Origin of the sequence: Nocardia puris, assembly GCF_036051655.1 — a bacterium.
GTDB classification, from domain to species: Bacteria; Actinomycetota; Actinomycetes; order Mycobacteriales; family Mycobacteriaceae; genus Nocardia; species Nocardia puris.
Genome location: NZ_CP107943.1, coordinates 4958468 through 4985362 on the forward strand (window position 1 = coordinate 4958468; position 26895 = coordinate 4985362).

Consider the following 26895-nt stretch of genomic DNA (forward strand, 5'->3'; position numbering starts at 1 on the left):
CGTGCCTGTGCTCAGCGTCCGGAATCTGCACAAAACCTTCACCCTGCACACCATCGACGGGCGCACCGTGACGTCGCTGTCCGGCGTCGATCTCGACATCGACGCCGGTGAGCACGTGGCGCTGGCCGGTCCCAGCGGCGCGGGCAAGTCGTCGCTGCTGCGCTGTGTCCACCGCACGTACCTCCCCGACACGGGGTCGGTCACGTTGACGACCGCGGCGGGAGCGGTCGAGCTGACCGATCTCGACGATCGCGCCATGGCCCGGTTGCGCGGCCGCGAGTTCGGTTACGTGGCGCAGTTTCTCGCCGCACCGCCGCGGACCGGGCCGTTGCGCGTCGTCGCCGCGGCGGCGCGCAGGCGGGGCCTGGCACCCGACGCCGCGCAGGCGGCGGCCGTCGACGCGTTGCGACGGCTCAACCTGGACGAGGCGCTGTGGGACGTCGACTGCCGCGTACTGTCGGGCGGCGAGCGCCAGCGCGTCAACCTCGCGGCGGGCACCGTCGCACCACCGCGGCTGCTGTTGCTCGACGAGCCGGTGTCCGCGCTGGACCCGGCCAACCGCGCCGCGGCGCTCGACCTGATCGAATCGCTGTCCGGCGCGGGTGTCGCGGTGCTCGCGGTGTTCCACGATCTCGACGCGATGCGGCGGCTCGCCACGCGGGTCCTGGTACTGGACGGCGGCCGGATCACCCGATCCGGTGCGCCCGGCGACGTGCTGGCGGGGGTGTTCGCATGACCGCCCCGACGCGCCACCGCGGTTGGACTCCGGCGGCCGCGCCGGCCAGCTATACCCTCGGCCATGTGCGCGCGGTGCTGCCGGACCGTGTCCTCGATGACGCGTTGATCGTGGTGCGCGACGGTCGTATCGCCGCGGTCCAGACACATCGCGCCGGAGTTCGTGCCGATCTGGACGGCGCCGGACTGTTGTGTGTGCCCGGACTGATCGACGTCCACAGCGACGGCCTCGAGCGGGAGCGCGCGCCGCGGCCCGGGGCCGAACTGCCGATGGAGTTCGCACTGCGGTCGTTCGAGGGCAAGTTGCGCGCCGCGGGGATCACCACGGTGTTTCACGGCGCCGGATTCGAGGAGCGTGGCAGCGCGGGCCTGCGGCGTTCGGTGGACGCCGCCCTGCAGCTGTGCGCGGCCGTTGACGAGTACTCGGGCGGTTCGGTGGACCATCGCATCCTGTACCGGCTGGATGTGCGGTGCCCGCGCGGACTGGCGGCGCTGCGCGCGCGGCTCGACGCACTCCCGGGATCGGAACGCCAGCTCGTGTCCCATGAGGACCACACGCCGGGACAGGGCCAGTACGCCGACCGCGGCTACTTCGAGCGCTACATCTCCGGAACCCAAGGCCTCACCGAGGACCAGGCGCGAGACGCCGTCGATCGGCTGATCGCCGAGCGCGACGGCAGGCTCGCGGACCGGGACCGGGCGCTGGGCTGGCTCGGCGCCCAGGCCGTCTCCGGTCGTGTCCGGTTGCTCGGGCACGATCCCGCCGACGCGCAGGAGATCGCGGACCTGCACCGGCGTGGCGGATCGGTCGCCGAGTTCCCGACCACCGTCGCGGCCGCGACGGCGGCGCGGGAGCTGGGATTGCCGGTCGTCATGGGCGCGCCCAACGTGTTGCGCGGCGCCTCCCACAACGGCAACGCGTCCGCCCGCGAGCTGGCCGGACGTGGCCTGGTCACCGCGCTGGCCTCGGATTACCTGCCCTCGGGCCTGCTCACGTCGGCCCTCCTGCTGGCGCGCGAGGGATTGACGACGCTGCCCGACGCCATCGGCTTGGTCACCGCGGGCCCGGCCGCGGTGGCGGGCCTGACCGATCGCGGGTCGCTGACCGAGGGGGCGCGGCCCGATCTGGTGCTCGTGGACGCGGGCCCGAGCTGGCCCGCGGTGCGGGCCGTGCTCGGCGTCGAGGCAGGGGAACGGCGATGACCGGCAGTGAGGTGATCCGATGGCCGGTGCCCGAACCCGAGCTGCCGGCGGAGACGGACTCCGTGCTCGCGGCGGCCGCACGGGCGGCGGCCGCCGGATTCCGGGACGCGCGTGCGCGATTCACCCGAGCCGAGCTCGCCGAGAAGGTGGAGATGGGCGCCGACGGCACTCCGACCATGCGGCTGGATGTGCTCGTGGACGGCCGGATCGTGGACGTCGCGAACGCCAACGGGGTGAATCTGCTGAGTGAGGAGATCGGCGCGGTCGACCTGGGGTCGGCGCGCACCCTGGTGGTCGACCCGGTGGACGGCACCGCCAATGCCGCCGCCGGCGTGCCACTGTCGGCGTTCTCCGCCGCGATCGTGCACGACGGAATCGCGGTCGAAGCACTGACGTGCTGGTTGGATACCGGACGCTGCTGGCACGCCGTGGCCGGGCGCCCGGCGCCCTATCGAACGACCGGACGGCGCGAGCTCGACGGCGCCGCCGTGAGCCTCTTGCGTCCGCACGCACGCAACGCCGACGCCTGGTGGCGGGTGACGCGCCGGGCCGAGCGGGTGCGCATCCTGTCGACCAGCTGCTTGGAAGCGGCGCTGGTGGCCGAGGGCTCCGTCGACGCGTTCGCCGACACCGGCTCGGACACACACCGGCTGATGGACCTGGTCGCCGCGCTGGTGCTCGTGCCCGCCGCGGGGGGCGCGGTCCGGGACGCGTTCGGTAGGCCGATCGACTTCGACCCGGATCTGACCCGTCGCTGGTCGGGCGTGGTGGCCGCGTCCGAGCGATTGGCCGACCAGTTGTGCGCCGAGATCGCGGCCACCACGCCCGCGCTCACCGGCGCGGAGCTGGCGGCGCTGATCGATGGACTCGCGGGGCTGCCCTACGGCGGCGAAGCCGTCGACCAGCGCACCCACGCCCTGCAGACCGCATGGCACGCCGCGCGTTCCGGGGCGACCGACGAAGTGGTCCTCGCCGCCGCGTTGCACGACATCGGCCGCGCGGCATCGGTCCGGGCCGAGTTCCCCGGCTTGCCTCATGAGGTGTCAGGAGCCCGGTTCGTCGAACGCCACATCGGTGCCCGCGCCGGATGGCTTGTCGGCCAGCATGTTCCGGCCAAGCGCTATCTGGTGGCCACGGATCCGGGCTACGCGTCGACGCTGAGCCCGGCCTCGATCGCCTCGCTGCGTGCGCAGGGCGGCCCGATGGACGACCGCGAGGTGGCCGAGTTCGCCGCGCATCCCGACGCAGGCACCGCCGCGCTGTTGCGCCGATGGGACGACGCGGCCAAGGACCCCACGGCCCCAGCGCTGCCGCTCGCCGACGTGCTCGCCGCGTACGCGCGAATCCGCGCGGACGGCGGAACCGGGCCGCGCTGAACGGGTTCGGCTCCCGGTCTGATCGGGCCCGGCGGCCGCTCGCACCGAGCTGCCGCCGGGCCCGATCGTCGTTCAAGCCCCTACGGCGCGTGACGCGAGCCGAGCCTGGGCGCCCGGCCTCGCGAAGACCCGGCGACCATCTCGCCACAAACCGACGCCGACGAGCGCCGTGCCGTGGCGCCGATACAGAGTCGCGGTCAAGGGCCGCCCGACGGCGATGCCCGGATGCGCGATGCCGAGCACCTCGGCGGGCCGGGCCGACACCATGCGCACCGCGCGCGCCAGGTCGCCGTCACCGGCCGCCAGCACCTGGGTGGCGGTGTGCAGCGCCGAAGGCAGATAGTCCGAGCACAGCACATCGCACACCCCGGCGCGCACCGCGTCGGCCACCAGCAGATTCGCCGACGAGGTCGAGCGGCCGCGCACCGCGTTCGGTGCGCCGAGCACGACGGTCATCCCCAGCTCACCGGCCCGGCGGGCGGCGTCCATGGTGAGGGGGAATTCCGCGATGGTGGCGCCGGCCGCCCGCCCTTCCTCGATGTGTTCGGGACTGCGATCGTCATGCGTCGCCAGCACGACACCGTGCTCGCGCGCCAGCGCCGACACCTGCTCGCGGCGGTGACCGACGGCGCGCTCGCGAGCGGGGCTCACCCGGAAGACCTCTTCGACCTCCGCGGGACTGACACCCCAATCCGCGGAATAGAAGTCGCGTAGCTCGTCGAGCGTCGCGAATCGGCTGCGGCGCAGGGTGGTTTCGATCATCGAGACCACAGCGATCCGGCTCGATACATCGAACAGGGACTCCAGGGCGCCGACCGCGCGGTCGTCGGTGAGCTCCACCCTGGCGTGGATACGCCAGTCACACGCCAGATCCGGCCCGAGTCGTTCGAGCGACTCGGCCAAACGCCCGGCGTCCTCGATGGCGATGCCCTTGCGCGGCGAGTCCTCGCAGCGCGCCGCGATGCACACCACGCCCATGCCCGCCGCGGCGCATTCGGCGTCGAGCGCGGAAAGGACGGTGTCGTGGTCGAGGGTGACCGTCGCGCGTGGTCGCCTGCGTTCGACGAGATTGTCCAGATGCAGGTCCACCCCGGCCGGCACCAAGAAGTAGTCGCCCGGCGCACCCTCGGCGAGTTCGGTGACCACGCCGAGCTCATCATCGATGACCACCGCCGCGGCGGTGATCACGGACGCGCCGTGTCCCGTGACGATGGTGACCCCGTGATAGGTGCTCACCGCAGGTCCACCGTGAACTGGATCCGATCCCCGCGGAATCGGTGCTGGACGAGCGCCACTGGATTTCCTCCTTGATCGACATTGAGCCCGTCGACGCACAGCAGTGGCGACCCGACGGGGATCCGAAGCAGCGCCGCGTCGTCGCGGTCGGCGACATCCGCGGCGAACGTGCGGTGGGCGCGGACGATACGCACGGCGTGGGTCTCGCGCAGCATCTGGTGCAGCGACCGCTTGCCGTCCCATCCCGCCGCCAGCCCGGCGGCGAGGACGGTGACGGTCAGCGACCAGGGCACGCCGTCGACGATCCGCAGGCCGCGAAACCGGCGCGCGCGGCCGAGCACCGCGTCGTCGACGTCTTCCACCGACAGCGGGCGAGCCACCACGTCATGGCCGGATTCGCCCATGGCCAGCGTGAAGCTGGCCTCCCGGCCAGTCGACACGTCGTACCGCACGATGGGTGGTGCGACGAACGAGCCCGTGCCCATTCGTGTTTCGATGCGACCGCGCTGTTGCAGACCGGTCAGCGCCCGGCGCACCGTCAGGCGGTTGACGCCGTACTCCGCGGCGAGCTCGGCTTCGCTCGGCAGCCGGTCACCCGGGGCGAACTCGTGCTCGAGCCGCCGTTCGAGTTCTTCGCCGATCTGACGGTAGAGAGGGACCGCGGCGTAGCGGTTCACCGCTGTCGATTCAGCCACGGTCACCTCGCAGGATCCGGCGGCGGATGGCCACCGAGACCCGTTCGATGCCGAGTACGACGACGAAGATGGCCAGGATGATGGCGAGCGCTTCGTCGTAGCGCAGCAGGGTCATCGACACCGACAGCTCGATGCCGATACCGCCCGCCCCGACCAAGCCGAGCACCACCGACGAGCGTGCCGAGGATTCCAGTGCGAACATCGCGGTGGTGACGAACGAGGGCAGACAGGTGGGAAAGACCGCACCGAGCAGCACAGCCGGCCCCGATCCGCCGACGGCCCGCATGCTTTCGATCGTGCCCACGCCGACCTCCTCGATACTCTCGGCGAAGAACCGGCCGCAGAAGCCCATGACATCCACCGCGATCGCCAGCACGCCCGCTTCGGGGCCGAGCCCGACAGCGATCACGAAAATCAGGCCCCACACCAGATCGGGAATGGTGCGGCAGACCGTGATGACCGCGCGGGCGGCGACGTAGAGGACGCTCGCCGGTGTGGTGTTGGCCGCGGCGCACACCGCGAGCGGCAGACTCAGCAGCACACCCGTGAGGGTGCCGAGCAGGGCCATCTGCACCGTCACCAGCAGGGCGCCCAGGATCGGGCCCGCACGACCGAAATCCGGTGGTACGGCATCGGAGAGGAACTCGCCGAGCCGGAACACTCCGGTGGACAGTGCCTCCGGATGGATCGCGACGCCTTGGGTCCAGCCGTGTCCCAGCAGGCCGAGTACCACCACGAGCAGCAGGATGGTGGGTGTACTCGGCCTGCGCAGCCGTGCGGGCGGTGTGGTCGTGGGTGTCACGAGACGGCACCGCCGTACACGGCGTCGAAGGTCGTCTCGTCGCAGTCGGCGGCCGGGCGGTCGAGCACGATCCGGCCCGACCCGAGACCGACGACGCGGTCGCAGTACTCGAGGGCCAGCGCGCTCTGGTGGAGGGCGAGCACGACGGTGGCGCCGGAGTCGGCGGCGCAGTCGCGCAACAGCGCCAGCACCCGCTCGGCAGCGGCCGGATCGAGGCTGGCGATCGGCTCGTCCGCCAGGATCAGAGACGGTCGCTGCATCAGCATCCGCGCGATCGCCACGCGCTGCTGCTGGCCGCCGCTGAGCGCGGCCAGCCGCATCCCGGCCCGGTCGGCCAATCCCACGCGATCCAGACACTCCATCGCCTCGGCGCGGACCGATGCGGGGCTGATCGGGGTGAGCAGGCACCGCAGGCCGTGTCGGCCGGCCGCCCCCTGCAGCACCGTGTCGAACACTCCCATCCGCCCGATCAGGTGCGAACGCTGGAAGACGAATCCGGTACGTCGCCGCACCTCGCGCAGTTCGCCCCTGGACGCGGACGCGAGATCGGTACCGCCGACCACGACCGCTCCGGCACTGGGCCGCTGGAGCCCGATCACACACCGCAGCAGCGTCGACTTTCCCGCACCGTTCGTGCCGACGAGCGCGACGATCTCACCGCGCCGGACGCGCAGCCCGACGCCGTCGACGGCCGTGCGGCCGCCGGGGAAGCGAACGATCACGTCGCGCAGCTCGATCGCGGGTGCGGTGGCGGCCCCGGTGGGCGATATCGCCGTAGCGGGCGCTCGGGTCATCGGTCAGTTCCCGACGAACTCGGTGAAATCCTCGACACCGATGGCGCGATACATCGCGCGCACCGTGTCGTAATCGGCGTCGGTGACTTCGACGACCGTGGAGCCGGCGAACTTGGCGTTGTCCTTGCCCTCCAGGATCGCGGCCAGCAGGACGTCGTAGTCGTCCAGGAACGCCCGGCGGATCTTGTCGCTGACCTCGGGATCGAGCCCGTCACGGGCCATCAGCAGGTCGGGCGGCAGGATGGGACCCTCCGCGAGCACCGGGAAAGCCGCGCGCTCGTCTTCGGCCACATACTCCTCGTAGTCGTGACAGCCGACGCCGACCGCCGCCACGTCGCCGCGTTCGAGTGCCGCGTGCACCGCGTCGCCGACGGTCAGCACCTCGACGTCGGTGCGTGGCTGTAGCCCCGCGTCGACGAGCATCTGCGACGGGCCCAGATGTCCGCTGGTGGAACCGATATCGCTCATCGCGATGCGCTGCCCGCGCAGATCGGTGAGCGAGGCGACCCCGCTGCTCCCGGTCGTGTAGACGCACGATCGGTAGCCGTCTCGTTCGATCGCGACGATCGGCTGAGCCTCGGTGCGCTCGTGGATCACGACGTACTCGGCGGGCCCGGTGAACACGACGTCCACGCGGTCCGATTGCAGCGCGGCCGCCGCGGCCGTGCGATTGGTGACCGCGAACAGTTCGATATCGAGCCCGGTCTCCCGGGCCAGCACCTCGGTGAAGGCGCCGAATTCGCGCTGGAGTTCCTCGAGCCCTTGGAGGTCGGTCACCGCGAAACGGACGGTGCCGGAATCGGCGGGTTCGGAGTTCCCGCAGGCGCTCGATCCGGCGATCAGGAGGGCAGCCATACCGGCGCCTACCAGAGTTTTATTCGGCCACATTTCGGTCCACCTATCCATCGCATGTGCCGTGACGGCTACCTGTCTAGATAGGTGAGTTGAACTGGCCGACAACCGCCGCACACCGCCAGGGCAACGCGGTGTGGCGGAGGTCGCCACTCCCATGACAACCCCGCATCCGCCGATTCACCCGGGGGCAGGAGCGGATTCACCCGGGGCAGGAGCGGTGGTTTCGATTTGCTCGTATCACCGATGAGCCGGAGTGACCGCCGGCCGCGATCTTCCGTCGCAGTCCGAGAAGAGCAGCCGCCGGTCGGGCCGGTGAGCCGCGACCCTATGCCTGGATGACCTCCACGCGCACCAGGGCGCCCAGGGAATCGCAGCTGGCCCAGGATTGGTTCTGCCCGTGGTGGATGGGGCCGTACTTCCAGTAGGTGAAGGGCACCGGCCAGGCGACGCAGGTGAGTTTCACCTGGTGCCAGGCGGGCAACTCGCAGTGGGCCATCCCGCCGGTGTTGAAGATGTTGTAGACGTGACAGTTGGCCTGCCACACCGGAACATCGGCCTGGGCCACGCCACCACTGGCGAGGACGAGGCCCGCGGTCGCGGTGGCAACGGCGGCGCCGGCGGCGAGTCGCTTCGCAGAGAGCATGTCCGAACCTCCTGAATAGGTGTTGTGCGGATCACATCGCGTACGAAATCGCTGTGTTACGCGTCACCACGCCATTCAGTGGTCGGAAATCGCTCGCAGCAGCATTCCCGACGGCGTCCGCCGAGGTTCGCGGGAGCGGGAATCGGGTCAGGAATCCAAGGCGGCGAGCGCCTTTTCCCACGCCGACTGATCCCGCGGCTCACCGGGACCGTTCATCTCGGCGAAGCGGATGTATCCCTCGCGGTCCACCACGAAGGTGCCGCGATTCGGGTAGCCCGACTTCTCGTTGAATACGCCGTAGGCCTGGGCCACCGCGCCGTGCGGCCAGAAATCCGAGAGCAAGGGAAACGTGTAGCCCTGTTCGGCGGCCCAGATCTTGTGGGTGGGCGGCGGGCCGACCGAGATGGCCAGGATCTCGGCGTCGTCGTTCTGGAACTTGGGCAGTTCGTCACGGACGCGACAGAGCTCGCCCTGACAGATGCCGGTGAACGCCAGCGGATAGAACACGATCAGCACGTTCTTCGCGCCCCGGTAGTCCGACAGCGTGACTTCCTGGTTGTTCTGATCCTTCAGCGTGAAATCCGGTGCGAGAGCACCCACCTCGAGCGGCATACGTGAATCCTCCATCGGTCGGTTCTCCGCCGGGCGGCGGGTAACACCGCCCGGCGAAACCTTAGCGAAAGGGTCAGCGCTGCTTCGAGGGAGCCTTCGGCTGCACCAGCCTGCTGCCGATCCACGCGCCGAGACTGATCGCGGAGGTCTGGGTGAGTCCCGCGGTGGGCGCCGCCTCGGCGATCTCGCTGGGATCCACGTGCCCCGGATGACCGGTCTTGGGCGTGAGCACCCAGATGAACCCGTCGTCGGCGAGCGGGCTGATGACCTCCATCAGCTCATCGGCCAGGTCGCCGTCGCCGTCGCGCCACCACAGCAGCACCGCGTCGACGACCTCGTCGGAATCCTCGTCGACCATCTCACCGCCGCTGGTGTCCTCCACGTCGGCACGGAGATCGTCGTCGGTGTCCTCGTCCCAGCCCAGCTCCTGGACCACCATCCCGTGAGTAATGCCAAGCTTCTGAGCGAAATTCTGCGCGTCCGCCGCGGCGACCACGGTGGTGTCCTCCTCAATCCCGACTACAGGTAGTTGCAAGCGAACATGGTTATCGCCTCGAGCGCAAGCCGATCGGGCGAAAAGCCCACCGAATGTCGCGCGATCGGGCGTCCGGGGTCAGCTCGGCGGGCACGCGTCGCGGACCGCGTTGCGCGCGTCGTTCACCCGTCTGCTCGCGCTGTTGAGCGCGTCGACGGGCGCCGTGTACGACATGCCGCGGGTCTCGGCGGCCAGCTGCCTGGCCGCGGCCACGTACTCGGTGAACTTCGCGGCCAGATCCTCCGGCAGCGCGCCCTCGGCCGTGTTCACGCCCGTCTCGACCTTCGAGGCGGCCTCCTCCAGCGTCTGCGCGGCCGCGTCGCGTTTGGCGGCGTAGTCGGGCGCGTTCGAGTCGTGCGCCTCGACGAACGCGTTGTAGCTGGTCACGCCGACGCCGGTGGTGACGGGGAACTGCGAGCAGTTGGTGGCGATGGCCTGGGCCTGCGCCGCGGCACGCCGCGAGGACGTGGCCGCCGCCGAGGAGGCCGCCGCCTCGGTCTTGTAGGCGGCGAGCTCGGACTCGTTCGGGCCCGCGACGCCCTCCACCCGGTCCGCGCACCCGGCGAGGGTGAGACCGGCGACGACCGCGACAGTCGCGCACACCAGTCCGAACCCGCGTGGGTTCAGCACTTTCATCGTCCTCCCCGCTCTCACGTTGTCCATTCGGCGACCTTCGGCACAGGCGATCGGGCAGCTCGACGCGCCCGGTTCGCGATGCGCACCGGGGCAACTGGGGAGTAACCCGTTTTCTGCAAACGGTACTGGATTTCCGGCTGACATGATGACCTGGGACGCATCCTCGGCAAGGATGGAGGGTGCGCCACACCATTCGTAACGGGCGGTCCGCCCACCAGCGCGACCGTTCGGGGATACCGACGCCATCAGCTTGTCCACCCCCTGTACGAGGAGCAGTTTTGACCGACCTGATCGACTCTTCCGTTCCGGCGAAACCCGCCGGGACCGATGCCGCCCCCACCGCCGCGCCGAACGGGTCGAACCCGCCGTCGGGCGAGCGCGTGCGGGTGATCCGCGAAGGGGTGGCGTCGTATTTGCCGGACATCGATCCGGAGGAGACCAGCGAGTGGCTCGAATCGTTCGACGAGATGCTCGACCGCGAGGGCCCGGGCCGGGCGCGCTACCTGATGCTGCGCCTGCTCGAGCGCGCGGGTGAGCGGCGCGTCGCGATTCCGGCGCTGACCTCCACGGACTATGTCAACACGATTCCCACCGAGAACGAGCCGTGGTTCCCGGGTGACGAGGAAGTGGAGCGGCGCTACCGCGCCTGGATCCGCTGGAACGCCGCGATCATGGTGCACCGCGCGCAGCGGCCCGGGATCGGCGTGGGCGGCCACATCTCCACCTACGCGTCCTCGGCCGCGCTGTACGAGGTGGGCTTCAACCACTTCTTCCGCGGCAAGAACCACTCGGGCGGTGGCGACCAGATCTTCATCCAGGGCCACGCGTCGCCCGGCATCTACGCCCGCGCGTTCTTGGAAGGGCGGCTGTCCACCGACCAGCTCGACGGGTTCCGCCAGGAGTACAGCCACGGCGGCCTCGGCCACGGGCTGCCCTCCTACCCGCACCCGCGCCTGCTGAACAACTTCTGGGAGTTCCCCACGGTGTCCATGGGCCTGGGCCCGATGAACGCCATTTACCAGGCCAGGTTCAACCACTACCTGCACGACCGCGGCATCAAGGACACCTCCGACCAGCACGTCTGGGCGTTCCTGGGCGACGGCGAGATGGACGAGCCGGAGTCGCGCGGCCTCGCGCACGTGGCCGCCATGGAGGGGCTGGACAACCTGACCTTCGTGGTGAACTGCAACCTGCAACGCCTCGACGGGCCGGTGCGCGGCAACGGCAAGATCATCCAGGAGTTGGAGTCGTTCTTCCGCGGCGCCGGCTGGAACGTCATCAAGGTGATCTGGGGCCGCGAGTGGGATGCGCTGCTGGGCGCCGACCGCGACGGCGCGCTGGTGAACCTGATGAACACTACGCCCGACGGCGACTACCAGACCTACAAGGCCAACGACGGCGCGTACGTGCGCGACCACTTCTTCGGGCGCGATCCGCGCACCAAGGCGCTGGTCGAGCAGATGTCGGATCGCGAGATCTGGAATCTCAAGCGCGGCGGCCACGACTACCGCAAGGTGTACGCGGCGTACGCGGCGGCGATGGCGCACAAGGGCCAGCCGACGGTGATCCTGGCCAAGACCATCAAGGGCTACACCCTCGGCAAGCACTTCGAGGGCCGCAACGCCACCCACCAGATGAAGAAGCTCACGCTGCAGGACCTCAAGGACTTCCGCGACGTGCAGCGGATCCCGATCACCGACGCCGAACTCGAGCGCGATCCGTACCTGCCGCCGTACTATCACCCCGGCATGGAGGCGCGCGAGATCCGGTACATGCTGGATCGCCGCCAGGCGCTCGGCGGATTCCTGCCCGAGCGGCGCAGTACGGCAAAGCCTCTGCAACTCCCGGGCGACGAGGCGTACCGCTCGGTGCGCAAGGGCTCGGGCAAGCAGAACGTGGCCACCACGATGGCGCTCGTGCGCCTGATGAAGGAGCTGCTGCGCGACAAGGAGATCGGCAAGCGGATCGTGCCGATCATCCCCGACGAGGCCCGTACCTTCGGTATGGACTCGTGGTTCCCTTCGTTGAAGATCTACAACCGCAACGGCCAGTTGTACACATCGGTCGACGCCGAGTTGATGCTTGCCTACAAAGAGAGCACCGTCGGGCAGATCCTGCACGAGGGCATCAACGAGGCCGGATCAACGGCGTCGTTCACCGCGGCGGGCACCTCCTACGCCACCCACGGCGAGCCGATGATCCCGCTCTACATCTTCTACTCGATGTTCGGATTCCAGCGCACGGGCGACGGCCTGTGGGCGGCCTCGGACCAGTTGGCGCGCGGATTCGTCCTCGGAGCAACCGCCGGGCGAACCACGCTGACCGGTGAGGGCCTGCAGCACAACGACGGCCATTCGCTGCTGCTCGCGTCCACCAATCCGGCCGTGGTGACCTACGATCCGGCGTTCTCCTTCGAGATCGCCCACATCGTGCGCGACGGCCTGCGCCGCATGTACGGCGGCGGCACCCCGCCGGCCCAGCCGGCGGCGCTGCCGGGCACCGAGCGGATCGAGCGTCCCGATTCCGACACCTTCGGCGGCGAGGACATCTTCTACTACATCACCCTCTACAACGAGCCCTACCCGCAGCCGGCGGAGCCCGAGGGCCTGGATGTGGAGGGCCTGCTCAAGGGCCTGTACCTGTACCAGCGCGGCGGGGAGGGCGACGTGCGCGCCCAGATCCTCGTCTCGGGCGTCACGGTGCCCGACGGTCTGCGGGCCCAGCGCCTGCTGGCCGAGGACTGGGGCGTGCAGGCGGACGTGTGGTCGGTGACCTCGTGGGGTGAGCTGCGCAAGGAGGCGCTGCTCAAGGACATCGCGGCGCTGCGTGCCCCCGGCACCGAGGTGGGTGTGCCCTATATCACCGAGGCGCTCTCGCGGGTCGACGGTCCGTACATCGCGGCGACGGACTGGATGCGCGCGGTGCCCGACCAGGTGCGCAAGTGGGTGCCCGGTGACTTCACCACGCTCGGCGCCGACGGCTTCGGTTTCTCCGACACCAGGCCCGCGGCGCGGCGCGTGTTCAACGTGGACGCGCAGTCGATCGCGGTCGCCGCGCTCGAGGGCTTGGCCCGCACCGGTAAGGTCGATCCCGCCAAGGCCGTCGAGGCGGCGGCGAAGTACCGCATCGCCGATGTGGACGCCGCGCCGAAAGCGGCGGTGAGTTCGGATGAAGACCTCGCATAGCGGAAAATTGGAACGTGGAACGTAAACCGCCGCGGCCGCGTCGGATCTCCGAAGGCTCCTCCGAGCACGAGGTGTATCTGCCGACGGGCGCGCTCTCCCCCAATCGGCAGACCCGTGATCCGCTTCCGGACACGCTGCTCAAGCGTGTGAAGCAGTTCTCGGGACGGCTGTCCACCGAGGCGGTCGGGTCGATGCAGGACCGGTTGCCGTTCTTCGCCGATCTGGACGCCGCGCAGCGCGCGGGCGTGCAGATGCTGGTGCAGACCGCGGTGGTGAACTTCCTCGAATGGCTCCAGGACCCCGACAGCGATATCCGGTTCAGCCTGGACGCCTTCCAAGTGATTCCGCAGGATCTGGCGCGGCGGCTGACGCTGCGCCAGACCGTCGACATGGTGCGCGTCGCCATGGAGTTCTTCGAACAGTGGCTGCCCGCGCTGGCACGCAACGACCGGCAGCTGGTCGCGCTCACCGAGGCGGTGCTGCGCTACGGGCGTGAGCTCGGGTTCGCCGCCGCCTCGGTGTACGCCAGCGCCGCCGAATCCCGCGGCGCGTGGGACACCCGCCTGGAAGCCCTGGTGGTGGACGCCGTGGTGCGCGGCGACACCGGCCCGGACATGCTCTCCCGGGCGGCCACCTTGAACTGGGACGCCACCGCGCCCGCCACCGTGCTCGTCGGCACACCGCCGGGGGAGCAGGGCGTCTCGTCGGTGGGCGCGGTGCACACCATCGCCGGGCGGCACGGTCGCGCGGCGCTGGCCGTGGTGCAGGGCGCGCGGTTGGTGATGGTGGTGAGCGGTCACCTGGGCGAGGCGAGTCACGTGTCGCCGTTCATGGCGGATCTGCTGGCGGAGGTGTTCTCCGACGGCCCGGTCGTGATCGGCCCCACCACCCGCACGCTGGGCGCGGCGCACGCCAGCGCGGTGGAGGCGCTGGCCGGTATGGAGGCCGTGGTGGGCTGGCGGGGCGCGCCCCGGCCGGTGCACGCGGCCGAACTTCTGCCCGAACGCGCCTTGCTGGGGGATAGAGCTGCGGTCGACGCGTTGAACGAGTATCTTGTCCTCCCGTTGGCCGCGGCGGGATCGGCGCTGGCGGACACCCTCGATGCCTACCTGGATTGCGGCGGAGCGGTCGAGACGTGCGCCCGTCAGCTGTACGTCCATCCAAATACCGTTCGCTACCGACTCAAACGGATCGCCGAGATCACGGGCCGCGATCCGATGAATCCGCGGGACGCCTACGTACTCCGGATCGCAGCCACAGTGGGTCGTTTGACACGAACACGTAACGAATCGTCAACACCCACCCCAGAGGCAACTCACCTTTCACTCGGCGGAGAAGGGCTGTAACGCATCCGGGGAGTCGGTCGATCCGGACAACCCACGTGGGATTTTGTGGGACCCCCACAAAAGCGGTCCGGAAGCTTCATTCGCGCCGACATCTCGTGCGGCGGGGCTCACAGTGTTGTCTTAGAGGCGTGATCGCGTTGTTCGCCCCTGGACAGGGCTCTCAGACTCCCGGCATGCTCGGGCCTTGGCTCGACCTCCCCGGCGCCGCCGACCGGCTCGCGCTCTGGTCGAAGTCGTCCGGTCTGGATCTCGTCCGCCTCGGCACGACCGCGACGGCGGAGGAGATCGTCGACACCTCGGTGACCCAGCCGCTCGTCGTGGCCGCCGCGCTGCTGGCGTTCGCGGAAGTCGACCAGGACGCGCTTCCTGCCGCTACCATCGTCGCCGGACATTCGGTCGGCGAGTTCGCCGCCGCCGCCGTCGCCGGCGTCATCAGCGCCGACGAGGCGGTCACCCTGGCCGCCATCCGCGGTGCGGAGATGGCCAAGGCGTGCGCGCTCGAGCCGACCGGTATGTCCGCGGTGCTCGGTGGCGACGAAGCCGCCGTGCTGGCGCGCCTGGCCGAACTCGACCTCGTCCCGGCCAACCGCAACGCGGTCGGCCAGATCGTGGCCGCGGGCAAGCTGGACGCGCTGGCCGAACTGGCCGCGAACCCGCCCGAGAAGGCGCGGGTCCGGGCCCTGCCGGTGGCGGGCGCCTTCCACACCGCGTTCATGGCTCCGGCCCAGGACGCGGTCGCCGAGGCGATCGCCCAGATCACGCCGAACGATCCGGTGCGCACGCTGCTGTCGAACTTCGACGGTCAGCCGGTCGCCTCGGGCCGCGACGCGATCGAGAAGCTCGCCGCACAGGTCACCCGGCCGGTGCGGTGGGATCTGTGCACGGAGACCGTCCGGCAGGCCGGTGTCTCGGCGGTGGCGGAGCTGCCACCGGCCGGAACGCTGGTCGGTATCGCCAAGAGGGAACTGAAGGGCACGCCCACGCTGGCCCTGAAGACCCCGGAAGACCTCCCCGCGTTGGCCGAGCTCACCGCGTCCGGCTAGCTTTCCTCCGCGGCCCCGCATCGCGATAAATGCGAGGTCGTGACCGAACCGACGGTAACTACCGGCGGCTTCGGCCCGAAAAACAAGAAGAGCCCTACCAAAAGGAACAAGAAGGGAGCCACCAAGTGGCCGCTCTGACCCAGGAACAAATCGTCGAGGAACTCGGCAAGATCATCGAAGAGGTCACGGGTATCGAGCCCTCCGAGGTGACGATCGAGAAGTCCTTCGTCGATGACCTGGACATCGACTCGCTGTCCATGGTCGAGATCGCTGTGCAGACCGAGGACAAGTACGGTGTGAAGATCCCCGACGAGGATCTGGCCAGCTTGAAGACGGTCGGCGACGCTGTCGCCTACATCCAGAAGCTCGAGGCCGAGAACGCTGACGCGGCCGCGGAGCTCAAGGCCAAGTTCGACGCCGAGTAGGGCCGACCAGTGACCACTCCTTCCACCTTGAACGGGAACTTCCCCAACGTCGTCGTGACGAGCCTGGCGGCGACCACGTCGATCGCCGGCGACGTCGATGCGACGTGGAAGGGACTCCTCAACGGCGAGAGCGGCATCGACGTTCTCGAGGATTCCTTCGTCGAGGAATACGACCTCCCGGTCCGCATCGGCGGCCACCTGAAGGTCAACCCCGATACCCTGCTCAGCAGGGTCGAGATCCGCCGCATGGCCTACGTCGAGCGCCTGGCGACCGTCCTCGGTCGCGAGGTGTGGAAGAACGCGGGCAGCCCCGAGGTCGACCACGACCGTCTGGGCGTGGCCATCGGCACCGGTCTCGGCGGCGGCGACGCGCTGATCGACTCGGTCGACAAGCTGAAGAACGGCGGCTACCGCAAGATCTCGCCGCTCGCTGTTCAGATGGTCATGCCGAACGGCCCGTCGGCCTGTGTCGGGCTCGAGCTGAAGGCCAGGGCGGGAGTGGTCACTCCGGTCTCGGCGTGCTCGTCCGGATCGGAAGCCATCGCGAACGCGTGGCGGATGATCGTGATGGGCGACGCGGACATCATGGTCACCGGTGGTGTCGAAGGGTTCATCGATTCGGTGCCGATCGCGGCGTTCTCCATGATGCGCGCGATGAGCACCCGCAACGACGACCCGAAGGGCGCCTCGCGTCCGTTCGACAAGGACCGTGACGGCTTCGTCTTCGGTGAGGCCGGTGCGCTGATGGTGATCGAGACCGAGGAGCACGCGAAGGCGCGCGGTGCCACCATCCACGCCCGCCTGCTCGGCGCAGGCATCACCTCGGACGGCTTCCACCTGGTGGCGCCGGATCCCGAGGGCACCGGGGCCGCTCGCGCGATGACCCGCGCGATGCAGACCGCCGGGCTGTCCAAGCAGGACATCACCCACATCAACGCGCACGCCACCGCCACCCCGATCGGTGATACCGCGGAGGCGAACGCGATCAACAAGGCCGTCGGCAACCACCCGTCGGTCTACGCGCCCAAGTCGGCACTGGGCCACTCGATCGGCGCCGTCGGCGCCCTCGAGTCGGTGCTGACGATCCTCAGCATCCGGGACGGCATTGTCCCGCCGACGCTGAACCTGGACAACCAGGACCCGGAGATCGACCTCGACGTGGTGAAGGGCGAAGCCCGCCGCCAGGAGATCGAGTACGCGATCAACAACTCCTTCGGTTTCGGTGGGCACAATGTCGCGCTCGCCTTCGGTCGCGCATAGCCGCACGACTGACTGCACAACGGATTCCCGGTGGGGCCGGATACACGGCCCCACCGGTGATTCGACATACGCAGCCGCAGTAGCGGCACGCAGATCTCTTCTGAGGAGTGAACGCGATGACGATCCTGGCACCCGCGTTTCAGACTGACACCGCCACCGACCCGCGCGATCCGCTCGGCCGGCTCCAGCGCTTCTTCGATCCCGGCACCGTCCTGCCGCTGCACCCGCGCGACAAGTCCGGTGTGCTGGCCGCGATCGGCGAGGTCGACGGTGTGCGCACCGTGGCCTACTGCTCCGACGCGACCGTCATGGGCGGCGCGATGGGCGTAGAGGGGTGCAAGCACATCGTCGACGCGATCGACACCGCCATCGACTCCGGCATTCCCGTCGTCGGCCTCTGGCATTCGGGCGGCGCCCGGCTCGCCGAGGGCGTCGAGGCCCTGCACGCGGTCGGCCTGGTCTTCGAGGCCATGGTCCGCGCGTCCGGCCTGGTCCCGCAGATTTCGGTGGTGCTCGGCTTCGCCGCGGGTGGCGCCGCCTACGGTCCGGCGCTGACCGACATCGTGATCATGGCCCCCGAGGGCCGCGTCTTCGTCACCGGCCCCGACGTGGTGCGCAGCGTGACCGGCGAGCAGGTGGACATGGCCACCCTCGGCGGCCCCGACACCCACGGCAAGAAGTCCGGTGTGTGCCACATCGTCGCCGACGACGAGGCCGACGCCCTGCACCGTGCCCGCCGCCTGGTCTCGATGTTCGCCGAACAGGGCGAATTCGACCTGGCCGCCGCCGCGCACGGCGATGTCGACCTCAAGGCCATGCTGCCCGAGTCGGCGAGGCGCGCCTACGACGTGAAGCCGCTGGTGCACGAACTGCTCGACAACGTGGACGGCGAGTCGTCCTTCGAGGAACTCCAGGCCGGGTACGCCCGCAGCATGGTGGTGGGTCTGGGCCGCCTCGGCGGTCGCACCGTCGGCGTGCTGGCGAACAACCCGCTGCGCCTGGGCGGTTGCCTCAACTCCGAAAGCGCCGAGAAGGCCGCGCGTTTCGTGCGCCTGTGCGACGCGTTCGGCATCCCGCTGATCGTGGTGACCGACGTCCCCGGCTACCTGCCCGGCGTCAGCCAGGAGTGGGAGGGCGTGGTGCGCCGCGGCGCGAAGCTGCTGCACGCCTTCGCCGAGGCCCGCGTCCCGCGTGTCACGCTGGTGACCCGCAAGATCTACGGCGGCGCCTACATCGCGATGAACGCCCGCGCGCTCGGCGCCACCGCCGTGTACGCCTGGCCCGGTTCCGAGGTCGCCGTGATGGGCGCCAAGGCCGCGGTCGGCATCCTCCACAAGAAGGCCCTCGCGGCCGCCCCCGAGGAGGAGCGCGAAGCGCTGCACGAACGGCTCACCGCCGAGCACGAGAAGATCGCGGGCGGCGTCGAGCGCGCCCTCGCGATCGGGGTGGTGGACGAGGTCATCGACCCGGCCAAGACCCGCAGCACCATCGCCGCCGCCCTGGCCGCGGCACCCGCGCGCAAGAGCCACCACAAGAACATCCCGCTGTGATGTGAGACCGGTGAGTTGCCTCCCGGGGACATCGACGGTGTTGGCTTCCGCCGATCACGAACACCCTGGTCACCTCGGCGACCAGAGGCCGTCACTTGTTGCGGCGGCACCGGCTGCCGAGCAATACGCCGCAGGCGTCGGCTCCGCGAGTCACGAACGCTGTCGGCACGTCGGTGACCAGGGGCCGTCACCTGTTGCGACGGCACTAGATGCCAAGCAAGACGCCGAAGGCGTTGGCTCTTCGTTCGAGGTCAAGAAGGTGCACGGCTGCGAGTTCTGCGGGGTGGAGGAACAGGTGCTCGGCCGCGGTGTCTCACTGACGGACGCGATGTTGCTGGCCGAGTGCGATGCGCGACGGCCCCTGCGGTGGCGGCGCGCGGTGGAGACCGAGGAGTGGCCGCTGCACGCCGATCCCGAGGACGGCTCGTTCGACTACTACATCCACCGGCGCTGACCGGGCGCCCGGATCCGGCGAGACCGTGGGCGCGCGCCCGCCGGCTGGGTAGCATCGGGGAGTGCGCTACGAGGAACTGGCCGAGGAACCGTGTTCGATCACACGGCCGCTGGTGATCCTCGGGGACCGCTGGACCCTGGTCATCCTCAAGTACGCCTTCTCCGGCATCCGTCGCTTCAACGCGTTCCAGAGCGCGCTCGGCATCTCCCGCGGTCGGCTCCAGGATCGCCTGGACCGCCTCATCGAGCACGGCATCCTGGTGAAGCAGAAGGCGGCGGTGGGCGCCCACGAGGAGTACCGGCTCACTCAGAAGGGCCACGACATCTACCCGATCCTCCTCGCCATCCGCGACTGGGGCGACACCTACATGGCGCCCGACGGCCCGCCCGTGCGCTACACCCACCGCGACTGCACCGGTGAGGCGCACGTCCGGCTGGAGTGCGACGAATGCGGAACCGAACTCACGGCGCGCGACGTCACGCCGGAGCCGGGACCGGGGTTGGCGGGCGCGCCCGGGGTGGATCGTCGCGTGGGTTGACGTCCGGCACGTGAAACGCGGTGCGAGATTGCGTGGTCGGGGCGTGGAATCGGTTGGGGCACAGTGCCTATGGTGCGAGATGGTGGGCGAACGCGGCGTGCGCGGGATCGCGTGCCGGTCAGGTCCGGATTGCCGATCGAGCTGGGCGACCTGTGTAGTCACCCGAGCATCCGGCGCCCTCCCGCTCGAGTGCCGCTACTCCGCGCGCCGAATTCACGCCGTCCGGGCAGGCACACGCCGTCTCCCGCTGTGTGGAGCCTTTGCCGATCGGCTGTCGGCGGCGCGCGGTCGCGATTCCATGCAACGGCTCGATCGCCGAGAGTCCGGGTTGCCGATGCTGTGCGTCGCTGTCCACCTCGGGGCGAACGCCGGTGTGCGTGGCGACCGCGGCGTCGATCGGCTCGCGCACCGGCCCAGTTCACTCTCCGAACCAGGTGACGGCTTCGGTCAGGTCGGCGCGGCGGGTGCGGAATCCGTTGACCGGGTGGTCGGTGTCGGGGTAGCCGAAGGAGATGGCGGCGACGACGCGGCGGTTGTCGGGGAAGGCGAAGTGCTCGCGCAGGAAGGGCGCGTAGGAGGCGAGGGCGGCTTGCGGCGCCGCGCCGAGGCCGAGGGTCTGGGCGGCCAGTAGGAAGGTGCCGATGTAGAGGCCGCAGTCGACGGCGCCGTAGACGCCGAGATCGGCCTCGGTGGTGACGATCGCGACGTGCGGGGCGTCGAAGAGTTCGAAGTTGCGCAGGGCCTGGCGGGTGGTGCCCTCGTGGTCGCCTTTGACGACGCCGACGCTGTCGTAGAGCTGGAAACCGCACTCGCGCCTGCGGTCCCGGTAGATGCCGTCGTAGCGGGCGGGGAACGCGAAATCCGTTGCGGGAGCGGCAGTTCGGACGTGCTCGAGCAGTGCCGCCCGGAAGCGTTCGGTGGCCGCGCCCTCGGTGACCGCGAGCTGCCACGGTTGGGTGTTGCACCACGAGGGAGTGCGCTGGGCGACGCGCAGCAGGTCCTCGATGGTCTGCCTCGGCACCGGTTCGGGGCGGAACTGGCGGCAGGTCCAGCGCTCGTCGAGGGTCTGCGCGAGGGTGGCGAACGCGTCGGTGCGCACTTCGGTCGGGCTCATGAACCCGCCTCCTTCAATTCGGTTCTATTTCGAGACTGAATGCTAGCCCGTGATGGTCCCCTTTTGGAACCGTCGACCGGGATTGGGCCATGATCGCCCGGATTCGGGGGCGGTGCCGCGCCTCTTGACCAGACGCCGGAATTGGGGGCCGTGGGTGGGGCGGCAGTTTCGGTCAATCCGCCGTGCTCGCGCCCGCGTGACTTGTACTCTCCGGCTGGAGTGAAACGAGTGTGCTCCTGATTGTGAGAACGGAACCAGCTATGAAGCGTTGCCTCGTCACCGCGATGTCGTGCGGTGTCATCCTGTTCGGTGCGGTCGGCTGCGGGGGCGAATCCGAGGATCGGGGCGACCAGGCGCCCACCACGACGGTGGTCACCGAGGCGCCCACCGCCGAAAGCCCGGCTGCCACCGAGAGTTCGGAGCCGTCGCCCGCCTCGCCGTCGCCGGAAGAGCCCGCGCCCGCGCCGGAACAACCCGCGCCCGCTCCGGCGGCGGAACCCGCACCCGCCGCGCCCGCGCCGGCTCCGGTGCAGCAGGCCCCGCAGCCCGCGCCCGCGCAGCAACCGGCTCCGCAGCAGCCCGCGCCCACCTTGACCGCGCCGGGCTTCGAGCCCCGCGCCGGATACTGACGGCGGTGCCCGTGCTCGGAACGTTCTCCCGCCGCGTCCTCGGCGCCGCGGTGCTCGCGCTGACCCTCGTGGTCGGCGGACCGGCGCCAGCCACGGCCGCGCCCGCCGCGGGCAAGGCGCTGGTGGTGCTCGGTGATTCGTTCACCGCCAACGGTTTTCGCTGGGACGCCGACGACGAGGAGTGCCTGCGCGGACCCAGCTCCTGGCCCACGCAGTTGAGTCAGCTGATGGGCGTGGCGGGCACCGGCGACTTCGTCGACGCGTCCTGCTCCGGTGCGTCGCTGGACACCGGCCCCGGCTACACCCTGGTGCACGAGGCGCTGGTCGCGGACGAACTCGGGGCGTTCGGTCCCCGAACCCGCGTCATCGCCCTGCAGTTCGGCCTCAACGACGAGTGGGGCGCCACCCAGACCACGCTGTGGACCTCGTTGCTGCCGTGCGTATTCAACCTCGCCGAGGGCTGCGGGCCCGAGGCCGCCGAGCAGGGGCGCATCACCGACTATCGCGGGGTGTCCGGCGCGCGGTTCGCCGAGCGGATGAGCGGCGCGGTCGAGTACCTGCGCTACTACGCGCCGAATGCCCGCATCGTGCTCGTCGGCTATCCGGAGCTGTTCCCGTCCGGTCAGGACCAGGCGTGCGTGAACGTGCTGGGCGTCGGCCGGTACGTGCAGCCGCGCGGGCGCGCCGTGGTGGAGTACGTGGACCGCATCGACGCCGCGCAGCGGGAGGCGGCCGCGCTGCTCGGCATCGAGTTCTTCGACAGCCGGGCGCTCACGGCCGGTCACGGATTGTGCTCGGACCAGCCGTGGTTGAACGGAATCCTCGACCCGCGCGCGGATTTCGCCGGACTCCCGTTCCACCCGTCGGCGCACGGTGACGCGGTGATCGCCCGCGGCCTGTTCGAGCGGTTCGGGCGATGACGACCTCGCCGGACGTGCGTGTCGGTGTATCCGGGGTTGGCTCGCCCAAGGTATGCCCGCCCGTGGTCGGCGCGGCTGAAGCGGGCGCGTCCGTGGCTGGCACGTCCGTGGCGGGCGAGTCCGTGGTGGGGGCGGCTGAGGTCGGCGCGCCCGGGGCTAGCTCGCCCGAGGTCTGCCCCGGGGTCGGCCCGCCCGGGCTCGGTGCGTCCGGGGTCGGCGTGCTCCCGGATTCGGCCGGGGGTATGGCCGCCCAAGAGGAGATCGACCGCACCCGGCCCGCGCTGCCCTCGCTCACGGGTGCCCGGTGGTGGGCGGCGTTCGCGGTGTTCGTGTTGCACGCCTTGGTGTTTCTGCCGGTCTACCCGTTCCAGAAGTCCGAGCTGTTCCGGCAGGTGCACCAGGTGATGCCGATGCAGCTCGGGGCGGCCGGGGTGACGTTCTTCTTCGTGCTGTCGGGGTTCATCATCTACTGGTCGTTCCGGCCGGGCGGTTCGGTGCGGTGGTTCTACTGGCGGCGGGTGCTGAAGATCTATCCGACACATCTCGTCGCGGCGCTCGCGTTCATCGTGGTGGCGAGCGTGCCGCTGTCGCGGGCGGTGGTGTGGGTGCCGAATCTGGCGCTGGTGCACACCTGGGTGCCGAAGTGGTCGACGGTCGGCGGGCTCAACGTGCCCGCGTGGTCGCTGGGCGCGGAAATCCTGTTCTACCTGAGCTTTCCGCTGCTGCTGCCGCTCGTGCGCCGGGTGCGGCCGGAGCGCGTGCTGCTCGTGACGGGGGTGCTGCTGCTCGCGATTGTCGCGCTCCACACCGCCTACTACCTGTGGGTGCCCGGACCCAAGGGCATCGCGAATGCCTTTGCGCCGCGGCTGGTTCCGGGTGACGACTCGCCGTTCTTCACGCTGCACGCCTCGCCCGCGTGGTTCGCGCAACCCGATATCCCGGTGTCGCCGTCGTACTGGCTCAGCTACATCTTCCCGCTCTCGCGGTTGCCCGAATTCTTCCTCGGTGTGCTGGCGGCGCGGCTGGTGCTGGAAGGGCGGTGGCGCAACACCCGGCTCGCCCCGCCGATGCTGGCGCTGGTCGCCGCCTACGCCGCGACGTGGGTGGTGCCGGTGAACTACAAGATGTCGGCGCTGTTGCTGGCTCCGATGACGGCGGTGATCGCGACGCTGGCCGCGCGCGACCTCGCGGGCGTGCGCGGGCTCAACTCCTCGCCGCGCATGGTGTGGTTCGGCAATATCTCGTTCGCCTTCTATCTCATGCAGTTCCCGGTGATGGTGCTGGTGACCAGGCTGGTGGTGGGCGGCAGGCAATTCGGCCCGCTGGGGTGGGCCGGGATCGCCGCGCTGTGCCTGGTGCTCTCGACGCTGGCCGCGGCGGCGGTCTACCACTGGGTGGACGCGCCCCTCATGCGCCGCTTCGCCGGTCGGCGGGCGACGCGCGCGCCACAAACGCGTATCAGCCCGTCCGCGGTGCACTGACGGGGCAGAATCCTCCCATGGGTGCGCGGGCCGATACGGCGCGGGAGCGCAAACGGCACGGGCGGCACTACACGCCGCCCGCGCTGGCGCGTTTCCTCGCGCAACGGGTGCTCACCCACGCCGCGCGCGGCGCGACGCTGCGGGTGCTCGACCCGGCCTGCGGTGACGGGGAGCTGCTGCTCGCCGTGCACCGGGAGGTGGCGGCGCGGCGGCCGGGCGCGCGACTCGAACTCGTCGGCTACGACCTGGACGAGTCCGGTCTGGCCGAGGCGGCCGCGCGCGCGGAACGGCTCGGCGTCGAGGCCGAGTGGCGCGCAGGGGATTTCCTCACCGACGCCGACGATCTCGCGCCGGGTTCGTTCGACGTGATCATCACCAACCCGCCGTACGTGCGGACCCAGCAGCTGGGCGGTGCCACCGCTCAGCTGTTGAGCAAGCGGTTCGGGTTGCGCGGGCGCATCGATCTCACGCACCCGTTCGTCGCGGTCGCGCCCCGGCTGCTCGGTCCGGGCGGCGCGCTGGGGTTGTTGTGCGCCAACCGGTTTCTCACCACCAAGGCGGGAGCGAACATCCGCTCGATCCTGCTCACGGAGTTGTCGCCGGTGGAGCTTTACGACTTGGGCGACACCAAACTCTTCACCGCCGCCGTCCTACCGGCCGTCACCATCGCCACCCGCGCCCCGGCCGCCGGACCCTGCCGTCACGTCTCGGCCTACGAAACCCCCTCTGACGAGAAGCACGACGGATCAGACCTTTTCGAAGCGCTCCTCGGCGACGAGGACCGCCTCGTCCGCCACGACGGGCGCACGTTCGCGATCGAAGTCGGGACCTTGTCGACGGGCGCCACAAAACGGGCGCACACGAGAACGCCGCCGAGGCGGGGGACCGGGGGGAACGGCGAACCATCGCCGGGACGCGTTCGCGCCGAAGTTCTGGCACACGAGCCGAATTCGCCGAACGTACCGGGCGCAGCGGACACGCTCGATGCCACCCGCGAAGCCTCGCATGGCGCTCGGTCGAGTCGGCAGAAGCCGCCGACCGGTTCGGCGGGCGCCCGCGCCGGTGCGACCACGTCGGGCAGGATCTCGCGGATCGCGAGTGTGGACGCCCGCGCCGGTGATGCCGTGAACAGCCAAGGGGGCGAGGCATATTCATCGTGGCGGATGTCGAGTCCCAGTGTGGACGCGTGGTTGGCGCGGGTGGCGGCGTCGACGTGGCGAACCTTCGGGGAGGTGGGGCGAATTCGGGTGGGTATCAAGACGACCGCCGATCGCGTGTTCATCTCCGATGGGTGGGCACGGGTGCGGCCGCGACCGGAACCGGAGCTGCTGCTCGCACTGCTGACCCATCGCGACCTGTCCCCGTGGCGGATCACGCGCGCCACCGACACGCGTGTGCTCTACCCCTACGACACCAACTCGGCCAGGCGGGTGCCGATCGACTTGCGCGAATTCCCGAGGGCCGCAGCCTATCTGCGCAAGAACGAGAGCACTTTGGCGGCACGCGAGTACCTCACCGGCAGCGGCCGCGAATGGTTCGAGATCTGGGTTCCCCAGCGCCCCAACCTGTGGCGGGTGCCGAAGGTCGTGTTCCCCGACATCAGCGACCGCCCACGGTTCGCGCTGGACCGCTCGGGCGCGGTGGTCAACGGCGACTGCTACTGGATCTCCTTCGCCGATCTCGCCCTCGCCACACCGGATCCCGACCACCTCGCCCACCTCTTGATCGCGGTCGCCAATTCCGCACTCGGCCTGCGTTTCTACGACACCGTCTGCGGCAACCGCCTCTACTCGGGCCGCCGCCGCTGGATCACCCAGTACGTCGCCCGCCTTCCGCTGCCCGACCCCACCACGCCCCTCGGCGCCGAAATCGCCGCTCTCGGAGCCGAACTCACCGACGGCCCCCGCACCCCGGACGCCGATACGCGTGCCCATCTCGACACCTTGGTCTCGGCCGCCTTCGGACTGCCGCCCGCGCCTGTCCACTGAGGCGCAGCGCGACCAGGTTCTTTTCGGCCGACAAGTCACGCGCCGCTCGAGGGTTTGCCGCTCCGCGAGATGCCGGCGGTGCCGGTACGGTGGCGGCAATCAGACTCGATCCCACCCCGCGGCGTACACGTGCGAAACCGGCGCGGGCGATCGGTCGCACAAGCTCGTCAGCCTGCGGGAGGCGCGTCCGAGCCGGCCGAACTTCCTACGCCTGCACCCCCGCGCGCACCCCCACCATCGGCAGCAATGTCCGCCGGGCGAACTCCCGCCCCGCCTCCGGATCGCCCAGCGGGATCAACCCGTCCGGGGTCAAGGCCAGGGACAGGGCCAAGCGCGCCATGATCTCGGCGACCAGGTCGGGGTCGAAGTCGGTGTCGCCGGGCCGCAGCTCGCGCAGTTTGTCGGCCAGGTAGGCGCGGCCGACGGCGAGGATGGGCCCGCCCTCGGTGGTGAGCCGGGGCAGGATGAGGTCGGGTTCGGTGCGCAGCAGCCTGCTCAGCAGCGCGTTGGTGGCCATCGAGGTGATGAACGCGACGAAGATCTCGACCAGCTGGTCCTCGGCCCCGTCGACGGTGCGCACCCGCAGGTCGATCTCGGCGACGAACCGCTGCGCCTCCCGCAGGCTCACGGCCTCCACCAGGTCGTTCTTGGATTCGTAGCGCCGGTAGAGGGTAGCCGGGCTGATGCCGGCGCGGCGCGAGATCTCGCCCATGCTGGTGCGCTTGATCCCGAAGTCCAGGAAGGCCGACAGGGCGCTTTCCAGGAGTTTCTCGCCGTCGGTGACCGGTTTGTCCAGGATGCGCTGGAGCATGGACGAGACGGTGGGCATCGGGTCTCCAG

Annotated in this window: 26 protein-coding genes; 15 read left to right on the top strand and 11 right to left on the bottom strand. The window is 70.0% G+C overall.

Annotated features, from left to right (window positions below):
• The first annotated feature begins 1 nt into the window (after position 1).
• Genes OHB21_RS22945 through OHB21_RS22955 form a run of 3 tightly spaced genes read left to right on the top strand, consistent with a single transcriptional unit; the run spans position 2 to position 3314 of the window.
• The gene (locus tag OHB21_RS22945) at positions 2-736 is read left to right on the top strand and encodes an ATP-binding cassette domain-containing protein (RefSeq protein ID WP_067513949.1); all 735 of its coding nucleotides are present in this window, start codon (positions 2-4) and stop codon (positions 734-736) included.
• Complete coding sequence (locus tag OHB21_RS22950; protein WP_067513950.1) at positions 733-1938, top strand: alpha-D-ribose 1-methylphosphonate 5-triphosphate diphosphatase; 1206 nt, start codon at positions 733-735, stop codon at positions 1936-1938. Before OHB21_RS22945 ends, OHB21_RS22950 begins: the two co-directional genes overlap by 4 nt.
• Complete coding sequence (locus OHB21_RS22955; protein ID WP_113975176.1) at positions 1935-3314, top strand: inositol monophosphatase family protein; 1380 nt, start codon at positions 1935-1937, stop codon at positions 3312-3314. Before OHB21_RS22950 ends, OHB21_RS22955 begins: the two co-directional genes overlap by 4 nt.
• Positions 3315-3386: 72 nt before the next feature.
• On the opposite strand, the gene OHB21_RS22960 is transcribed toward OHB21_RS22955, so the two are convergent.
• The 9 genes from OHB21_RS22960 to OHB21_RS23000 form a co-directional block, all read right to left on the bottom strand.
• Positions 3387-4550, bottom strand: a complete 1164-nt coding sequence (locus tag OHB21_RS22960) for an alpha-D-ribose 1-methylphosphonate 5-triphosphate diphosphatase (RefSeq protein WP_195126061.1) — start codon at positions 4548-4550, stop codon at positions 3387-3389.
• Positions 4547-5245 carry a GntR family transcriptional regulator gene (locus OHB21_RS22965; protein ID WP_195126060.1) on the bottom strand — a complete coding sequence of 233 codons (699 nt, stop codon included), beginning with the start codon at positions 5243-5245 and terminating at the stop codon, positions 4547-4549. Before OHB21_RS22965 ends, OHB21_RS22960 begins: the two co-directional genes overlap by 4 nt.
• Positions 5238-6047, bottom strand: a complete 810-nt coding sequence (phnE, locus tag OHB21_RS22970; protein ID WP_067513952.1) for a phosphonate ABC transporter, permease protein PhnE — start codon at positions 6045-6047, stop codon at positions 5238-5240. Before phnE ends, OHB21_RS22965 begins: the two co-directional genes overlap by 8 nt.
• Positions 6044-6841 (bottom strand): phosphonate ABC transporter ATP-binding protein, encoded by a 798-nt coding sequence (locus OHB21_RS22975; RefSeq protein WP_195126059.1) that lies wholly within the window; start codon positions 6839-6841, stop codon positions 6044-6046. The genes phnE and OHB21_RS22975 overlap by 4 nt, the downstream gene beginning before the upstream one ends.
• A gap of 3 nt (positions 6842-6844) precedes the next feature.
• A complete protein-coding gene (locus tag OHB21_RS22980) occupies positions 6845-7747 on the bottom strand; it encodes a phosphate/phosphite/phosphonate ABC transporter substrate-binding protein (RefSeq protein ID WP_228801617.1) in 903 nt (300 codons plus the stop codon).
• A 274-nt stretch (positions 7748-8021) separates the two neighbouring features.
• Complete coding sequence (locus tag OHB21_RS22985; protein WP_067513954.1) at positions 8022-8339, bottom strand: hypothetical protein; 318 nt, start codon at positions 8337-8339, stop codon at positions 8022-8024.
• 147 nt (positions 8340-8486) lie between these two features.
• Positions 8487-8951 (bottom strand): peroxiredoxin, encoded by a 465-nt coding sequence (locus OHB21_RS22990; protein WP_195126058.1) that lies wholly within the window; start codon positions 8949-8951, stop codon positions 8487-8489.
• A gap of 73 nt (positions 8952-9024) precedes the next feature.
• On the bottom strand, positions 9025-9447 hold the full coding sequence (locus OHB21_RS22995) for a DUF3052 domain-containing protein (RefSeq protein ID WP_067513956.1): 423 nt from the start codon (positions 9445-9447) through the stop codon (positions 9025-9027).
• A gap of 117 nt (positions 9448-9564) precedes the next feature.
• Positions 9565-10122 (bottom strand): hypothetical protein, encoded by a 558-nt coding sequence (locus OHB21_RS23000; RefSeq protein ID WP_195126057.1) that lies wholly within the window; start codon positions 10120-10122, stop codon positions 9565-9567.
• Positions 10123-10400: 278 nt separating this feature from the next.
• Here OHB21_RS23000 and aceE point away from each other — a divergent pair, with 278 nt between their 5' ends.
• The 8 genes from aceE (at position 10401) to OHB21_RS23040 (ending at position 19923) form a co-directional block, all read left to right on the top strand.
• Entirely contained in the window at positions 10401-13307 is a 2907-nt protein-coding gene (gene aceE, locus OHB21_RS23005; protein WP_067513958.1) for a pyruvate dehydrogenase (acetyl-transferring), homodimeric type, read from the top strand.
• A gap of 44 nt (positions 13308-13351) precedes the next feature.
• A complete protein-coding gene (locus OHB21_RS23010; RefSeq protein WP_407675257.1) occupies positions 13352-14653 on the top strand; it encodes a PucR family transcriptional regulator in 1302 nt (433 codons plus the stop codon).
• A gap of 128 nt (positions 14654-14781) precedes the next feature.
• Positions 14782-15696, top strand: coding sequence for an ACP S-malonyltransferase (locus tag OHB21_RS23015; protein ID WP_067513960.1), 915 nt, complete (start codon positions 14782-14784; stop codon positions 15694-15696).
• Positions 15697-15821: 125 nt separating this feature from the next.
• Positions 15822-16121: a meromycolate extension acyl carrier protein AcpM gene (gene acpM, locus OHB21_RS23020; protein ID WP_014982996.1), complete on the top strand. Its 300-nt coding sequence runs from the start codon at positions 15822-15824 to the stop codon at positions 16119-16121.
• 9 nt (positions 16122-16130) lie between these two features.
• Positions 16131-17381, top strand: a complete 1251-nt coding sequence (locus OHB21_RS23025; protein WP_067513961.1) for a KasA/KasB family beta-ketoacyl-ACP synthase — start codon at positions 16131-16133, stop codon at positions 17379-17381.
• Positions 17382-17497: 116 nt separating this feature from the next.
• Positions 17498-18931 (top strand): acyl-CoA carboxylase subunit beta, encoded by a 1434-nt coding sequence (locus OHB21_RS23030; RefSeq protein WP_067513968.1) that lies wholly within the window; start codon positions 17498-17500, stop codon positions 18929-18931.
• 37 nt (positions 18932-18968) lie between these two features.
• Positions 18969-19385 (top strand): hypothetical protein, encoded by a 417-nt coding sequence (locus OHB21_RS23035; RefSeq protein WP_147265852.1) that lies wholly within the window; start codon positions 18969-18971, stop codon positions 19383-19385.
• A 61-nt stretch (positions 19386-19446) separates the two neighbouring features.
• Positions 19447-19923: a winged helix-turn-helix transcriptional regulator gene (locus tag OHB21_RS23040; protein ID WP_067513962.1), complete on the top strand. Its 477-nt coding sequence runs from the start codon at positions 19447-19449 to the stop codon at positions 19921-19923.
• Positions 19924-20341: 418 nt separating this feature from the next.
• On the opposite strand, the gene OHB21_RS23045 is transcribed toward OHB21_RS23040, so the two are convergent.
• Positions 20342-21037, bottom strand: coding sequence for a nitroreductase (locus tag OHB21_RS23045; RefSeq protein WP_067513963.1), 696 nt, complete (start codon positions 21035-21037; stop codon positions 20342-20344).
• A gap of 260 nt (positions 21038-21297) precedes the next feature.
• On the opposite strand from OHB21_RS23045, the gene OHB21_RS23050 reads away from it, so the two are divergent.
• The 4 genes from OHB21_RS23050 to OHB21_RS23065 all read left to right on the top strand — a co-directional run bounded on the left by OHB21_RS23050 (position 21298) and on the right by OHB21_RS23065 (position 26055).
• On the top strand, positions 21298-21666 hold the full coding sequence (locus OHB21_RS23050) for a hypothetical protein (protein ID WP_170160771.1): 369 nt from the start codon (positions 21298-21300) through the stop codon (positions 21664-21666).
• 5 nt (positions 21667-21671) lie between these two features.
• A complete protein-coding gene (locus tag OHB21_RS23055; RefSeq protein ID WP_067514647.1) occupies positions 21672-22586 on the top strand; it encodes an SGNH/GDSL hydrolase family protein in 915 nt (304 codons plus the stop codon).
• A 92-nt stretch (positions 22587-22678) separates the two neighbouring features.
• Positions 22679-24067, top strand: coding sequence for an acyltransferase family protein (locus OHB21_RS23060; protein ID WP_232331951.1), 1389 nt, complete (start codon positions 22679-22681; stop codon positions 24065-24067).
• Positions 24068-24084: 17 nt separating this feature from the next.
• Complete coding sequence (locus tag OHB21_RS23065) at positions 24085-26055, top strand: Eco57I restriction-modification methylase domain-containing protein (protein WP_228791595.1); 1971 nt, start codon at positions 24085-24087, stop codon at positions 26053-26055.
• A 205-nt stretch (positions 26056-26260) separates the two neighbouring features.
• Here OHB21_RS23065 and OHB21_RS23070 read toward each other — a convergent pair whose 3' ends face one another.
• Positions 26261-26884: a TetR/AcrR family transcriptional regulator gene (locus tag OHB21_RS23070; RefSeq protein WP_195126056.1), complete on the bottom strand. Its 624-nt coding sequence runs from the start codon at positions 26882-26884 to the stop codon at positions 26261-26263.
• Positions 26885-26895: the final 11 nt, after the last annotated feature.

Excerpts from the sequence above, each read along its gene's own strand:
- OHB21_RS22950 (WP_067513950.1), top strand. The coding sequence starts at position 733 with ATGACCGCCCCGACGCGCCACCGCGGTTGGACTCCGGCGGCCGCGCCG.
- OHB21_RS22955 (WP_113975176.1), top strand. The coding sequence starts at position 1,935 with ATGACCGGCAGTGAGGTGATCCGATGGCCGGTGCCCGAACCCGAGCTG.
- OHB21_RS22975 (WP_195126059.1), bottom strand. The coding sequence starts at position 6,841 with ATGACCCGAGCGCCCGCTACGGCGATATCGCCCACCGGGGCCGCCACC.
- OHB21_RS22980 (WP_228801617.1), bottom strand. The coding sequence starts at position 7,747 with ATGGATAGGTGGACCGAAATGTGGCCGAATAAAACTCTGGTAGGCGCC.
- OHB21_RS22985 (WP_067513954.1), bottom strand. The coding sequence starts at position 8,339 with ATGCTCTCTGCGAAGCGACTCGCCGCCGGCGCCGCCGTTGCCACCGCG.
- OHB21_RS22990 (WP_195126058.1), bottom strand. The coding sequence starts at position 8,951 with ATGCCGCTCGAGGTGGGTGCTCTCGCACCGGATTTCACGCTGAAGGAT.
- OHB21_RS23000 (WP_195126057.1), bottom strand. The coding sequence starts at position 10,122 with ATGAAAGTGCTGAACCCACGCGGGTTCGGACTGGTGTGCGCGACTGTC.
- OHB21_RS23030 (WP_067513968.1), top strand. The coding sequence starts at position 17,498 with ATGACGATCCTGGCACCCGCGTTTCAGACTGACACCGCCACCGACCCG.
- OHB21_RS23045 (WP_067513963.1), bottom strand. The coding sequence starts at position 21,037 with ATGAGCCCGACCGAAGTGCGCACCGACGCGTTCGCCACCCTCGCGCAG.
- OHB21_RS23050 (WP_170160771.1), top strand. The coding sequence starts at position 21,298 with ATGAAGCGTTGCCTCGTCACCGCGATGTCGTGCGGTGTCATCCTGTTC.
- OHB21_RS23065 (WP_228791595.1), top strand. The coding sequence starts at position 24,085 with ATGGGTGCGCGGGCCGATACGGCGCGGGAGCGCAAACGGCACGGGCGG.
- OHB21_RS23070 (WP_195126056.1), bottom strand. The coding sequence starts at position 26,884 with ATGCCCACCGTCTCGTCCATGCTCCAGCGCATCCTGGACAAACCGGTC.